Genomic DNA, 13,015 nt, shown 5'->3' with positions numbered 1-13,015 from the left:
GCGTCTTGGCAGTTCACTCTCTACCGGCTCCTCGCCTGCAATAGACTGCACAAATTAGAACATCCCGCCGACATCGCCCGTTGGCCGCGGATGGGCCGCTTAAAGCATGCGAAACATCACGTAGGCGTCGACGTAGCCGAGCGTGGGGTGAAGGAACACTTCCGGAAGCCGACCGACGATCTCAAAGCCGAGCGACTGCCACAGCTGCACCGCGCGTTCGTTGCTGCTGACGACGAAGTTGAATTGCATGGCCCGGAAACCTTTCGCGCGAGCATGAGCGAGCGAGTGCTCGTGCATCTGGCGGGCCACACCTCGGCCACTTGCCGTCGCGTCTGTCATGTAGCCGCAGTTGCAAACATGTTGCCCGCCGCCCGCCCGGTTCGCTTGGATGTAGTATGTGCCCAAAATCAGGCCATTCTCTTCCGCGACGAACGTTTCCCGGCCCGGACTCATCCAGTAATCCAGCGCATCGCTTTCGCTAAGATCGCGGTCGAGGGTGTAGGTCTCGCCCGCGCGGATTGTAGGACCAATAATCCTCCAGATCGCGCTTCGATCATCGTTGCTTGCGGTGCGAACTAGCATTGCTTCACCTAACGTCGGCATCGTGCGCACACAACGCGCCTATCGCATGTCCAAAAGGACACCTTGCCGCCTTACTCCACCAAACCGTTGTAACATGCCAGAACATTAGATAAAGGAAAGTCCGTATCTTTGATGGAGTCGCTGACGTGTCGAGTGAAGAATCAGCAACCAAGTAGGCCGCAGCAACGAGCATTGTTGTTGCGGCGCTCTGTAAGACCGATCTCATCTGATTGCTGACGAGCAGACACCGCCCTGTATCTTTGATTGAGCGGTTGATTCCTCATGACCACCACACGCCCGACATGGGCCTATACGCTGCCGGCAGCTCTGCTGTTGATGGCTCCCTTCGACGTCCTCGCTGCACTTGCGATGGATATTTATCTCCCTGTAGTTCCAGCGATGCCCGGCATCTTGAATACGACGCCATCCACGATCCAACTCACATTGAGCCTCTACATGGTGTTGCTCGGCGTGGGCCAAGTGGTCTTCGGGCCGATTTCGGATCGCATGGGGCGACGGCCGGTCCTGCTTGCTGGCGGCGCAATTTTCCTCGCTGCGTCTCTAGGTGCGGCGTGGTCGTCAACGGCTACAGGCATCGTCGCTTTCCGTCTACTTCAAGCACTTGGCGCGTCGGCCGCGCTGGTCGCGACGTTCGCGACGGTTCGCGATGTTTATGCCAGCCGGAACGAGGGCGTCGTCATTTACGGCCTTTTCAGTTCAATACTAGTCTTCGTCCCTGCCCTCGGCCCTATTGCTGGAGCGTTGATTAGCGAATTTCTTGGATGGAGAGCGATTTTCGTCACCCTGGCTGCACTCGCATTACCCGCATTGGTCAATGCCAGTTTCAGGTGGCACGAAACTCGGCCGTTGGATGAGACGAAGACGCGCCGATCCGTTTTGCCGATCTTCGCTAGCACGCCCTTTTGGGTTTACACGGTCGCCTTTAGCGCCGGCATGGGCACCTTCTTTGTCTTCTTCTCGACAGCCTCCCGCGTGCTGATTGGCGAGGCCAACTATTCTGAAATGGGTTTCAGCCTGGCATTTGCGACTGTGGCGCTCGTAATGATTGTGACAACTCGGTTCGCGAACTTCTTTACTGCGAGATGGGGCATCGCAGGATGCGTGGGACGCGGGATGGCGTTACTCGTTTGCGGCGCTGTCATATTAGGGATCGGCGAGCTCTTCGGATCGCCGTCATTCTTTAGTTTTATCATGCCGATGTGGATTATGGCGGTCGGTATTGTCTTCACGGCGTCTGTTACCGCGAACGGCGCTTTGGCACAGTTCGACGACATCGCAGGATCAGCGGTCGCGCTCTACTTCTGCATCCAGAGCCTAATTGTCAGCATCGTCGGAACCTTGGCAGTGACGTTGCTAAATGGCGACACAGCGTGGCCCTTGATCTGTTACGCCACGACGATGGCGGTGCTGGTATCAGCGGGTCTTGCAGTACTTCGATCCCGTGATGTTCCCGTCGAAAGACCGCCAGTCGTCTGACTTGGGGCTGGCAAGACGGCGCACTCGCCATCGCAGCCTGGAAATTGTGATATCCTGTCAGGAAGGAGACGCTCATTTTCCTTGCTCAGTTCATTGCCGTCGCGGAGCATGCGGATCTCCGCAACTCACAGCCTAGCCCGCTCCATTTGCAGGATCAAATCTCACGGCTTTGCTAGTGCGCCATACCCCGGGCGCTTGTACAGCTTGTCTTCATTCGCCTGAATTTCGGGGTTATAGACCTCGTCGTCCCAGTTCGCTGGATCGACATCGAAGATCGCGACCGATAGCGATTCACCGCTCGAGCCGAATATCAATTTGGCGGCCTCGACCACCAAATTCCTGCTTCTGCTCTTCCGTGCGACCTGGAAACATCTTTACGGCGATATGAGGCATGTCAATTCCGATCCTGTTGCGTTCTCTGAGCTCTTGCTCTCGTTGGAAGACGAGGCGGGGTAACGAGATTTCTGAGGGTTGAGACGCGTACGAAGGCTTGCAAACTTTCCCGATGACCGGAGCCACTGCTACTCCCTATGGCGTGTGGCAAGCGTTTTTCTGGCCATCTTATTTGGAGCTCAGCTAGTTCAATGCTATTCTCATAACTATATTATTCTCGCCGTTTGCCGAATCCCTCCCGACAGTCTCCCAGCCCCGCCTTGCATAGAATTCCTCCTTATCCGGCGTGTAGAGGAACAGTTCAAAGATCCCTGACGCTTGGGCATGACGGACTGCCTCATTCGCCAGTTCTCCCCCGATGCCCCGGGCCCTTTGGTCCGGAGCGACGATCACATCGCCGATCCACCACAATCTGTCCGGGTAATGCGCAAGCTCGCGAAACTTAATGCTCGCGGAACCAAGCAAGCGGTCGCCAGATAACGCAACCAGCGTAAAGGGAGCGGCCTGTGATTGAGAACGCTCAGTTAAAGCGCGCTGCAATTCAGCGACGTCCTGCCAAGGTTCTAGATGCCCCCACTCCGCATTCAGGAGGCGCGCCAATGAGCTAATTTGTTCGGGGCGGTCTGCGAGATGCTCAATCGTGTAGTCTATCATGGCGTCTTCTTTGGCGTGCTGCAGGACAACGATATTGCGCCTAACGGTGGGTGGTATGAATATATGACCATAAAGGCCAACGTCAAATCCTGGCAGATGTCATTGAAAATGGCAGCAATTGCAACTGACGAGCGTATGCGAGCATCGGTTTCGACTACCGCTGGTCGTTGCTCCCTTGTTCAGTAGATTCACCGCCGGATTTGGTGGTACGCGTTCCCGCGAGAAAGCTCGAGATAACAATGCAGGCAAATGCGTCAGAGCAAACCGATCAGATGCGAACAGTGACGGATACGTTGCGAAGGGTTCTTGGGAATACGCTTCTCGCCGTGTATTTGCATGGATCGGCCGTGGCGGGCGGGCTGCGTCCGCAAAGTGACATCGACCTTTTGGCAGTTATCGACCGCAGCATGACCGACCATCAACGCAGTGCTTTGCTGGCGGCTTTACTACAGGTTTCAGGTCGTCATCCCGCCGCGGTGGGAGGACCGCGCTGTATCGAAGTCATGGTGTTTGTCCAATCTGACCTGTCTGCAAATAGTTATCCGGCACGTTCAGACTTTACCTATGGCGAATGGTTGCGTGATGCGTTTGAGGCGGGTGAAACACCGATGCCTACGCGCGATCCGGAATATACGTTGGTTCTCGCGCAGGCCCGTTCACAAGCAATTTCTCTTTTCGGTGGACGCCCCGCCGAACATCTACCGGAGATTCCACCGGAACGAGTTAGGCAGGCTATGCATGAAGCCCTTCCAGCCTTGTTTTGTGGGCTGCAAGGGGATGAGCGAAACGTCCTGCTCACACTTGCAAGAATGTGGCACACCGCCAAAACCGCTGAATTCGTCGCGAAGGACGCTGCGGCAGCTTGGGCAGTCCCGCAAATTCCCGATCAAGACGCCGCGACGCTCGACTATGCGCGCAGAGCCTATCTGGGCGAGGTCGTCGACGAATGGGACGTTCGATTGGGCGATGCACGGCGCTTGGCCGAACTGCTGCACACACGGGTCACTGAGGCCTCCACCTGTGACGCGATCGAAGAGACGCTGCTTAGCGAGTCGAACCCGGAGCAGAGGTCGCCTTAACCGCCCCTAGCTGCTTGCAAGTTCAACGGAACCGGAAATACAGCTAAACTGCGTAAGCGATGAACGGCGTCGGAAAGCGATTCGAGTGCAAGCCAATTGCGCCCTAACGTAAGGCGCAATCAACCTGACCAACCCGTGGCGAGCGGTGTTCTCCAACTCCGCCATGTTGGGGAAACAAAGGCTGAGCCGTTTGGGAATGCCGCCTAGGGCGCCAACTTTTTGTCTGACAGCCATCGTTCGAGCCATTGCGTCGAGACGCTGCCGTCCAGGATGTCTGCATTGCGCGCCAATGTGCGATACAGCGGGATCGTCGTGGCAATTGGCCCAACATCAAGCTCTTCGAGAGCCTGTCCCAGTCGCTCGATGGCCTCGGCACGCGAGCCTCCCTTGACGATCAGCTTGCCAATGAGCGAATCGTAATAGGGCGGGACACGGCTGCCCGCGTCGAACCCCGTGTCGAAGCGGACCGCCTCGCCGTTCGGGATTTGCAGCCGGTCGATCGGGCCAGGGCTCGGCAGGAAGTTGCGCGCCGGATCCTCGGCATTAATTCTGACCTCGATCGCGTGACCGTCGCAGTGGATCTGCTCCTGCGCCATCGACAGCTTTGCCCCGCCGGCAATCAGCAGCATCTCGCGGACAAGATCGATGCCGGTGATCATCTCGGTCACCGGATGCTCGACCTGGATGCGCGTGTTCATCTCGATGAAGTAGAACGCTTTGCGCAGGGGATCGTAGAGGTACTCCATCGTCCCGGCACCACGATAGTTGACTGACTGCGCCAGTCGAACCGCCGAAGCGCAAAGCTCGGAGCGCATCTCTGCCGAAAGCGCGACGGCCGGCGCCTCCTCCCAGACTTTCTGCCGTCGCCGCTGCAGCGAGCATTCCCGCTCGAACAGATGCACGACCGTTTCGCCGTCTCCCAGAATCTGGACCTCGATATGGCGCGCGTCTTCGATATAGGCCTCCATATACAGGCCATCGTCCCCGAATGCGGCCCTGGCCTCGGCCATGGCCTGCGGCACGGCGGTAGCGAGCTCATCGGCATTGCGCACGACACGAATGCCCCTCCCACCGCCCCCGGCGGCAGCCTTGATCATAACGGGATACCCCATCTCCCCGGCCAGCTTCAGTGCGGCCTGTGGATCGTCCAGACGGCCATCGCTGCCGGGCACGACCGGAACACCCGCCTCGATCGCCGCCCGCCGGGCGTTCACCTTGTCGCCCATACGTTCGATCGTTTCGGCATCCGGACCGACGAAGATGCAACCCAGATCTGTAACCGCCCGCGCGAATTCTGCGTTCTCGGAAAGGAAGCCGTAGCCCGGATGCAGGGCATCGGCACCGCTGCGGCGCAAGGCCTCAAGCACATTCCCGACGTTCAGGTAGGATTTCGCCGCAGCCGGCGGACCGACTTCGATCACCTCATCCGCTATCCGGGCCGCCAGCATCTCGCGATCGGCTTCGCTGACGATCTGGACGGTGGAGATGCCCAGTTTCTTCGCGGCGTGGATGATGCGGACCGCGATCTCGCCGCGGTTCGCGATCAGCAGTTTGCGTATCGCACCGGTCATCACACGGCCTCAATCTGGCAAACGGTTTCGCCAGGCTCGATATTGCTCTCGTTCTCGACCGAATAGCCGAGGAAGATGCCGTCGGCGTCGGCCTCGACCGGCAGGAACGACTTCATCACCTCAACCAGCGCCACGGTTTCGCCCGCTGCAACCCGGTCTCCAGCAGTCTTGAAGGGCGCGGCATCCGGCGAGGACGAAAGATAGATCACGCCCGGCAGCATTGCTTCGATAGTCTTGATAGTCATGGTTGTCTCCGGAAAGCTGGTATGGGTTCAAGACAGGCGCTGCAGGACAAGGTCGAGCTTTGTGATCAGCTCATCCGCGTTCTCGCGCGAGAAAACGATGGGCGGGCGGATCTTCAGCACGTTCGCCGCCTTGGCGCAGCCCGAGATAAGGACATTCTCGTCCCGCAACCCGTTAATGACCCGCGTCGCGGTGGCGGCGTCCGGTGTCTTCCCGGCCCGATCCGAAACGATCTCAACGCCGAGGAAAAGTCCAGCACCCCGCACGTCGCCCAGGCATGCATGCTTGCGGGCGAGAGCCTGGAAGCCCTCCTTGAGGTGGAGGCCGATGGCACGGGCGTTTTCCAAAAGCCCCTCCTCCTCGATCACGTCGAGTACGGCCGACGCGGCGGCAACGGCCACGGCATTGCCGCCAAAGGTGTTGAAGTAGCGGGCTTTCGTGCCGAATTCGGCCAGGACTTCGGGGCGTGCCGCTACGCCGGCCACCGGGAAGCCGTTGCCCATCGGCTTGCCCATGGTCACCAGATCCGGGATCACGCCATGACGCTGAAAGCCCCACATCGCCTCGCCCGTCCGGGCAAATCCGGACTGGACCTCGTCGGCGATGTAGAGCCCGCCCGCCTCATGAATCGCGTCGACCGCTCCCTTTAGGAAGCCCGCTGGCCCGTCAAAGACGCCATCGCTTGCAAAGATGCCGTCGCAGATCAGGAGTGCCGGCTTGATGCCGTGCCGTTGCAGATCGGAGATGGCGGCGCGGACGGCAGCGGTGAATTCCCCGGCAACATCCTGCGACCGGTAGCTGTCGGGCGCCGGAACGGTACGAACATGCACGCCCAGATTGACATTGTCGCCCAGCGATGGCGAGAATTCAGAGACCGCCTGGGTGATGCCGTGATAGGCAGTCTCGGTGACGATGATGCCCTTGCCGCCGGTATGGGATTGAGCGATCCGTACAGCCAGATCGTTGGCATCGGATCCCGTGCAGGTGAACATCAGGTGTCCGATCTCGGAGGGCATGGTCGCCAGCAGGCGCTTGGCATAGTCCAGAACCGCACCATGAAGGTAGCGGGTATTGGTCGCCAGAATGCCGACTTGCTGGCGGATCGCCTCGACCACCTTCGGGTGGCAATGACCGACCGACGTCACGTTGTTGTAGGCGTCCAGATAGGCATTGCCGTCCGGGTCATAGAGCCAGACACCCTCGCCGCGGACGAAATGCAGCGGACGCTCGTACATCAGCCGGTAGGCGGGGCCTAGCAACGCCTTGCGCTGCGCAATCATCGCCGTGGTTGTTTCGTCCAGTTCTGCCGCACCTTCGATGAAGGCGTTGACCATCGCTTCCTGGGTTTTCATGGCTTACTCCATATTGCACGCAGCCAGCAGGGCCGCCGTGACCTGTTCTCGAGGAAGGGTTGCAAAGAGACGCAGACCCGCGCGGGCGGGACCGTTGTTGCGCAGGATATAGGCCGCGTTCTGCGGATAACGGGCGGCACGTCCCTCGGTGATGGCAACGGTCGTCATCAGGCGGGCGACGATCAGGTCACGCAGCACCTCCAACTCGCGCCTTTCCAGTGGCAGCACCTTATGGTAGGCCCGGACCATGTCGCAGACGGCCTCCAGGCCGCCGATGGCTTCCTGCGTGTGATAGGAGGCGGCGACAGCCATATCGATGATCAGCGGCGTTTTCACCATATCGCCGAAATCGAGAATGCCGGTAGCCCGGTCCGGATCGGCGGGGTTCAGAACGACGTTGTGCAGGTTCAGGTCGTTATGCACCACGCGCTGCCGCAGGGTTGCAAGCACCGGAAGAACGGTGCTGTCGAAATGGTCAAGTTCTGCCGAAAGTTGCTTGCGCAGATCCGGTTCCGTCAGCGCCTCGACCAGCGGGCGCAGACGCAGGGCATTCTTGACGTCCCACAGGATTTCATGGCCAGAAGCAGGATGGTCGAACCCCTCAAAGGCGATACCAAGCCGCGCAAGGGCACGCGCCAGATCGCGTCGCAAGGCCGGCGTCACGCCGACACGCACCACGGGCAGCCCCTCAATCCAGGTCAGGACGCGGATGACGCTGGAGCGACCATCTTCCAGCATGAGCGGGAATTCGCTTCTTCCGTCAAGCGCCCGCACGACTTTGGGCACCGGCAGGCTGGGATCCCGCTTTTCCAGCCAGAGCAGCGCTTCGGTCTGGAAATTGGTGTTGATTTCCGGCTCGGCCGGATTCGAGACCTTCAGTGTGAACCCGCGGCCGTCCTCCGCGACGACGTGGAAATTCGCATCGCGCTCACAGGCAAGGTTTTCCGCGATGCCCGTAATACCGAAATGGCGTTGCATCAGCCGGGCCGCGGTGGCTCCGTCGATGGCTGGCGGGGGACTGTTCAACATTTCTCCAAGCGCTCCCTGAACGGGATCGGCCTTGGACACGGCATTCATCAACTCAGACACGAACGGTCACTCCTGCACTGGTCACGGTTTCAAGCGCGGCGCGCAGACGACCGGCCTCGTCACGATCGATTTGACGAAACCGCAGGACATCCCCCGGTTTCGCCTGAGCCAGCTTCCAGAACGCCGCGCTGGCCACGGTGAAGGGATTGATGAAGCCGCCGGTGCTCGGAGAATCATTGACCAGAATGATGGGCGTCTGCCCGGCCAGGTTGACCGCCCCTAGCGGATAGCCATGATCGATGATGTTCGATGGGTCCTGGCCGTGATCGCTGCCCTTGCTGAGCGCCCGCCCGGCAAAACTAAATTCGGGTCCGGTCAGGCGGATGCCAGTCCGGTTGCTCTTGGCCTGGACGGACCAGTCCGCGGCGAAAAACATCTCGACCGATGCCGAATCGAGCCAGTCGTCATTGGGTCCCGCCAATGCCTCGATCTGCCACGTCTTGTCGGTGGAGAAAGACGGGCGGCCGGCTTCGGGCACCATCAGCAGGTCGGGCGCGCCAAGCGGCTGCGGGCCTAAGGGCAGAACCTGGTCCTTGACCAGCGCCTGACCGCCGACCCGAGCCATATGGAACACCGCGCGCGAACCGAGCACGGCAGGCGTGGCGATGCCGCCAGAGACCGCGACATAGCCCCGCGCGCCGGTATAGGCCGCCCCCAGTTCAAGCACCTGGCCGGCCGCAACAGGCAGGCTTTGCCACATCGGCACCGGCTGGCCATCCAGCTTCGGGCGCATATCCGCACCGGTGACAGCTATCACCACATCGCAGTCGAAGCGCAGGGACGGGCCAAGGAACTGGCATTCGAGGGACGCGCTGTCGCGCGGATTGCCGGCCAGAAGATTGGCCTGCCTGAACGACCACTTGTCGAAGGGCCCCGAAACCGGGAAGCCCTGTTCCAGATAGCCGATCCGGCCCGGCAACTCCTGGACCGTGGTTTCAAGGCCGGGTTTCAAGACGGTGATGCCGTGCGTATTCATGCCTTGTCTCCCTGCGCCTTCGCCCAGCCAAGATACTGATCGACCGAGAAGATCTGATATTCGACCACGTCATGTTCATAGCGGCCGGCTGAAACCTCGGCGTCGATCCAGGCACATTCCTCCACACTCACCGGGCGAAAACGCACCCGGTCACCCGCACGCAGCAGGGCGAGGCTGTCACGGAACGCGGGCAGACGCTGGGCGCCGTCATAGATCGGGGCGGGGCAGCGTCCGATCAACTGGTAACCGCCGGGCGTGCGATCCGGGTAGACACAGCAGAGCGCGCCGCCAATGCCGACTGCGCCTTTCGGGGTCCAGGTGCGGGGCGGATTGTACTTGGGGGCGGTGATGCGCGAGCCGGGGCGCAAAGGCAGCAGCGAGCACAGGCCCGGCCAGAAGCCGAGCGCAGCGACCCAATACTCCGTTCCGGAATGGCGCCGCGCTAGCGCCGCGCGATCCTCAAGCCCGTTCAGTTCGCACAACAGATCGGGATCGGCCCGCTTCTCCGGATAGGTCTTGCGGTAATCCTCGATACAGGCTGTCGTCTCCTCATCGAAATAGCAGATCGGCAGCGTCACGAGCCGGCTGGGCAGAGATCCCGAAACCTCGGAGCCAATCCGTTCGTAAATGCCCGCAATCGAGCCGATAAGGTCTTCATAAGAGATGCGGTCGGGGTCGTAATTGACCTGGAATGAGGCCAATTCGGGAATGATATCCTCGATTGCCTTGATACCCGATTCTCGCACGGCCGCTACGAGGCGGTGCACGGTAAAGTTCAGGGTGAAGTCCATCCCGTCACCCAGTTCCACCTCGACGGCGCGATCGCCACCGGGAGAAAAATGCAAAGTTTCATGCAGCATGGCAGTGCCTCTGTTTGCGCCCGCCCGGACGCGGTAACCGGATGGCCGGACAGCCGGCAATAATCCGAAATAGATATATGATATATCTTGCCGAAAACGGGCGAGGCTTCGTATATTGGAAAAAAGACGGAGAACCTGCTCCGTGACTGTCGGGAAGAAGGATGAAATGACGAAGATCGCGCGCGAATCCCTGAGCGACCGGGCTTATGACGAAATTCTCAAAGGCATGGCGGACGGAACCTTCGCGCCCATGCAGCCGATGGTGATCCGCAACCTTGCCGACAGTTTCGGCATCTCGGCCACGCCGATCCGCGAGGCCCTGCAACGTCTCGTCGCAGAGCGCCTGCTGGTTCAGCTTCCAAACCGCTCGATCGTCGTACCGCAGATGACGGTCGAGCGTTTCAATCATCTCCTGCCAATGCGTGTCGCACTGGAGGGCATGGCCGCGGAACTCGCAACGCCCCTGCTCACCGACAGGGATTTCATGCGGATCGACATCCTGCTGAACCGGATCGCGGAGACCACGGTGAACTACGATGCCCGCGCCTATCTCAAGCTGAACCGGGAGTTCCATTTCAGCATCTACGAAAGATCGGGCAATCCCGAGCTTCTGCAGGTCATCCAGGGCCTCTGGCTGAAGGTCGGGCCCGTATTCACCGGCTTGTTCGATACCGCTCACTACCGGGAACACGCCAACGACGAACACCGCAACATCATGGCCGCGATGAAACGGCGGGACGCGGTTGCCGCGCGCGATGCGATGGCGCAGGATCTGAGGCTTGCGGCCCAGGCGCTGCTTCCGCGCCTTCTGCGCAACCCGGCGGACTGAGCCGCCGGCCCACGCCGATTGGAGACCACGGCTCATGATCGACCCACCCGGGCGAAGAGCAGCCAGAAGACGCCGCACAGGAGCGGCAGGGTGATGAGCAGAACCAGCGAAGCCAGCGAGAAGATGATCGGCACCTGGCTTTGCTGAGCGGCGGCCTGAATCCAGCTCCAGACCGGCATGGTCTCGACGGTGCCGCGCAGGAAGATCGACCGCATCACCTCGTTGAATGACATCAGGAAGCCGAACAACGCCGCGCTGACGATGCCGGGCATGAGGATTGGGAACTCGATATCCCAGAAGACCCGCCAGTTGCTGGCCCCCAGATCGCGCCCCGCCTCAACCAGTCTGTGATCGAAGCGGATCGTCACCACCAGGATGATCAGCAGAGCGAAGGGAAACGCCCAGACGAAATGGCCGAGCGCGACCGACCAGAAACCGAGTTTCAGGTTGAGAACGGCGCGGGCCATAATGAACAGGGCTGCTCCCATCGACATGCCGGGCACGAAGAGCGGGACGACGAACATGAACAACACACGGCCGGGGCTGTTTAGCTTAGGCAGAGCGCGGCCGATGATCGTCGCGGCGACCGCGCAGATCAGCCCAACCGCAACGCCGATCACGAGACTGGCCAGCATCGGCTTGTGCCACGCGCTGTTCGAGAACAGTGCGCGATAGTGTTCCAACGAGAAGGCCCCAGGAATGCCGCCGAGCGGGTTCTGGCTGATCGACAGGAGAATGAGCCAGACCAGCGGAAAATAGATCAGCGCCAGCATGGCGAATCCGCCCCACTTTCCGAGCTGTTTCCAGATCGGCGCATAGCTGGGCTCGAGTTTCGACGAAATCTGCCGCAGGTTTGGGGAGTGTTGACTTTTCATGCGTTCAGCCTCGGATCGCGCTGAGTGACGAAGACGGGTCGCCAAAACGGCGCGCGATCAGAAACATGCCCCCCAGCAGCGCCAGGAGCAGCACGATCACAAAGGCCGACAGGGCTGCGACCACCGGATAGCGCAGTGCGGAATACGCGCTTTCGATCGAATTCGAGATGAGGTTGACGAAACCGCCTCCCAGCATCCCCGGCTCTACCCAGGCCGCCAGCGCCGGACCAAGGCAGAACACCACGCCGGCGATGACGCCTGGCAGCGACAGCGGAATGATGACGCGGCTCAATGTTTGCCAGGGTGAGGCGCCGAGATCGTTGCTGGCTTCGAGCAGGGTGTCGTCGATCAGGTTAATCGCCAGATAGATCGGCATGACCATGGGCGGGAACAGGCTGACGATCATGCCGAAATGCACGGCCACCTCGGAATAGAGCAGCCATTCCACCGGCGTGTCGACCACGCCGGCGCCGAGCAGCATCGTATTGATCAGGCCCGACTGGCCGAGAATGGCGCGCCAGATGATGGTGCGCGAAGACATGTCCAGAAAGAACGGGATCGTCAGCATGGCAAGGCAGACAGCCCGACCGGTGCCAGACCTGCAGCCTTTCGCCAGCCAGAGCGCGAAAGGAAAAGCGATCAGGAGTTCGATCACCGTCACCGTCAGGGCGATGCGCAGGGTGCGCAGGGTCACTTCCCACCGGCCCGAGGAGAACAATCCGATCCAGGTATCGAGCGTCGGCTCATAGACAGTGCGGAACTGTACGGTCGAAAAGAAGCTGAAGGCGAACAGCACGACGATCGGCACGATCACCAGCGTGAACCAGGTCAACAGGATGGCCGTCACGGCAAGATTCATGTCGGCGAGCCTGGCGCCGAGCGCGCGCAGAAATCCTTCGCGCCCACCAGTCGCTGGCTGCAGGGCACCTGCTATCTGTTGCATCTCAATCATCCAGAGAAGTGTTGGATCGTTGCCAGCTCCGGGCCCGCCATTGATATGCGGGCCCGGAGCCTG

At 60.4% G+C, this 13,015-nt stretch carries 14 protein-coding genes; 3 read left to right on the top strand and 11 right to left on the bottom strand.

Translation table 11 applies throughout. The features are described 5' to 3' along the window. Positions 1–99: 99 nt before the first annotated feature. Entirely contained in the window at positions 100–582 is a 483-nt protein-coding gene (locus J2Y48_RS22905) for an N-acetyltransferase (protein WP_310423099.1), read from the bottom strand. A gap of 282 nt (positions 583–864) precedes the next feature. Here J2Y48_RS22905 and floR point away from each other — a divergent pair, with 282 nt between their 5' ends. Further along, on the top strand, positions 865–2,079 hold the full coding sequence (floR, locus tag J2Y48_RS22900; RefSeq protein ID WP_310423096.1) for a chloramphenicol/florfenicol efflux MFS transporter FloR: 1,215 nt from the start codon (positions 865–867) through the stop codon (positions 2,077–2,079). 161 nt (positions 2,080–2,240) lie between these two features. On the opposite strand, the gene J2Y48_RS22895 is transcribed toward floR, so the two are convergent. Both J2Y48_RS22895 and J2Y48_RS22890 read right to left on the bottom strand, forming a co-directional pair. After that, a complete protein-coding gene (locus J2Y48_RS22895) occupies positions 2,241–2,414 on the bottom strand; it encodes a hypothetical protein (protein ID WP_310423093.1) in 174 nt (57 codons plus the stop codon). Between the two features lie 241 nt (positions 2,415–2,655). Continuing rightward, complete coding sequence (locus J2Y48_RS22890) at positions 2,656–3,126, bottom strand: GNAT family N-acetyltransferase (RefSeq protein WP_310423090.1); 471 nt, start codon at positions 3,124–3,126, stop codon at positions 2,656–2,658. Positions 3,127–3,365: 239 nt separating this feature from the next. Here J2Y48_RS22890 and J2Y48_RS22885 point away from each other — a divergent pair, with 239 nt between their 5' ends. Then, positions 3,366–4,205 carry an aminoglycoside adenylyltransferase family protein gene (locus J2Y48_RS22885; RefSeq protein WP_310423087.1) on the top strand — a complete coding sequence of 280 codons (840 nt, stop codon included), beginning with the start codon at positions 3,366–3,368 and terminating at the stop codon, positions 4,203–4,205. A gap of 203 nt (positions 4,206–4,408) precedes the next feature. Here the strand turns inward: J2Y48_RS22885 and J2Y48_RS22880 are convergent, their stop codons facing one another. Genes J2Y48_RS22880 through J2Y48_RS22855 form a run of 6 tightly spaced genes read right to left on the bottom strand, consistent with a single transcriptional unit; the run spans position 4,409 to position 10,296 of the window. Beyond that, positions 4,409–5,776 (bottom strand): acetyl-CoA carboxylase biotin carboxylase subunit, encoded by a 1,368-nt coding sequence (locus J2Y48_RS22880; protein ID WP_310423084.1) that lies wholly within the window; start codon positions 5,774–5,776, stop codon positions 4,409–4,411. After that, the gene (locus tag J2Y48_RS22875; protein WP_310423081.1) at positions 5,776–6,021 is read right to left on the bottom strand and encodes a biotin/lipoyl-containing protein; all 246 of its coding nucleotides are present in this window, start codon (positions 6,019–6,021) and stop codon (positions 5,776–5,778) included. Before J2Y48_RS22875 ends, J2Y48_RS22880 begins: the two co-directional genes overlap by 1 nt. Before the next feature lie 27 nt (positions 6,022–6,048). Beyond that, positions 6,049–7,371 carry an aspartate aminotransferase family protein gene (locus tag J2Y48_RS22870; RefSeq protein ID WP_310423078.1) on the bottom strand — a complete coding sequence of 441 codons (1,323 nt, stop codon included), beginning with the start codon at positions 7,369–7,371 and terminating at the stop codon, positions 6,049–6,051. 3 nt (positions 7,372–7,374) lie between these two features. Continuing rightward, positions 7,375–8,460 carry a phosphotransferase gene (locus J2Y48_RS22865; protein ID WP_310423074.1) on the bottom strand — a complete coding sequence of 362 codons (1,086 nt, stop codon included), beginning with the start codon at positions 8,458–8,460 and terminating at the stop codon, positions 7,375–7,377. Next, positions 8,453–9,436 carry a biotin-dependent carboxyltransferase family protein gene (locus J2Y48_RS22860; RefSeq protein WP_310423071.1) on the bottom strand — a complete coding sequence of 328 codons (984 nt, stop codon included), beginning with the start codon at positions 9,434–9,436 and terminating at the stop codon, positions 8,453–8,455. Before J2Y48_RS22860 ends, J2Y48_RS22865 begins: the two co-directional genes overlap by 8 nt. Then, positions 9,433–10,296, bottom strand: a complete 864-nt coding sequence (locus J2Y48_RS22855; protein WP_310423068.1) for an allophanate hydrolase subunit 1 — start codon at positions 10,294–10,296, stop codon at positions 9,433–9,435. Before J2Y48_RS22855 ends, J2Y48_RS22860 begins: the two co-directional genes overlap by 4 nt. A gap of 166 nt (positions 10,297–10,462) precedes the next feature. Here J2Y48_RS22855 and J2Y48_RS22850 point away from each other — a divergent pair, with 166 nt between their 5' ends. Beyond that, positions 10,463–11,125 (top strand): GntR family transcriptional regulator, encoded by a 663-nt coding sequence (locus J2Y48_RS22850; RefSeq protein WP_310423065.1) that lies wholly within the window; start codon positions 10,463–10,465, stop codon positions 11,123–11,125. Between the two features lie 32 nt (positions 11,126–11,157). Here the strand turns inward: J2Y48_RS22850 and J2Y48_RS22845 are convergent, their stop codons facing one another. Next, positions 11,158–12,000, bottom strand: coding sequence for an ABC transporter permease subunit (locus J2Y48_RS22845; RefSeq protein WP_310423062.1), 843 nt, complete (start codon positions 11,998–12,000; stop codon positions 11,158–11,160). 4 nt (positions 12,001–12,004) lie between these two features. Continuing rightward, positions 12,005–12,943 carry an ABC transporter permease gene (locus J2Y48_RS22840; protein ID WP_310423059.1) on the bottom strand — a complete coding sequence of 313 codons (939 nt, stop codon included), beginning with the start codon at positions 12,941–12,943 and terminating at the stop codon, positions 12,005–12,007. Positions 12,944–13,015: the final 72 nt, after the last annotated feature.

The organism is Mycoplana sp. BE70 (genome assembly GCF_031455855.1).
Taxonomy (GTDB): Bacteria; Pseudomonadota; Alphaproteobacteria; order Rhizobiales; family Rhizobiaceae; genus Mycoplana.
This window is presented reverse-complemented; position numbering and strand designations above follow the sequence as displayed.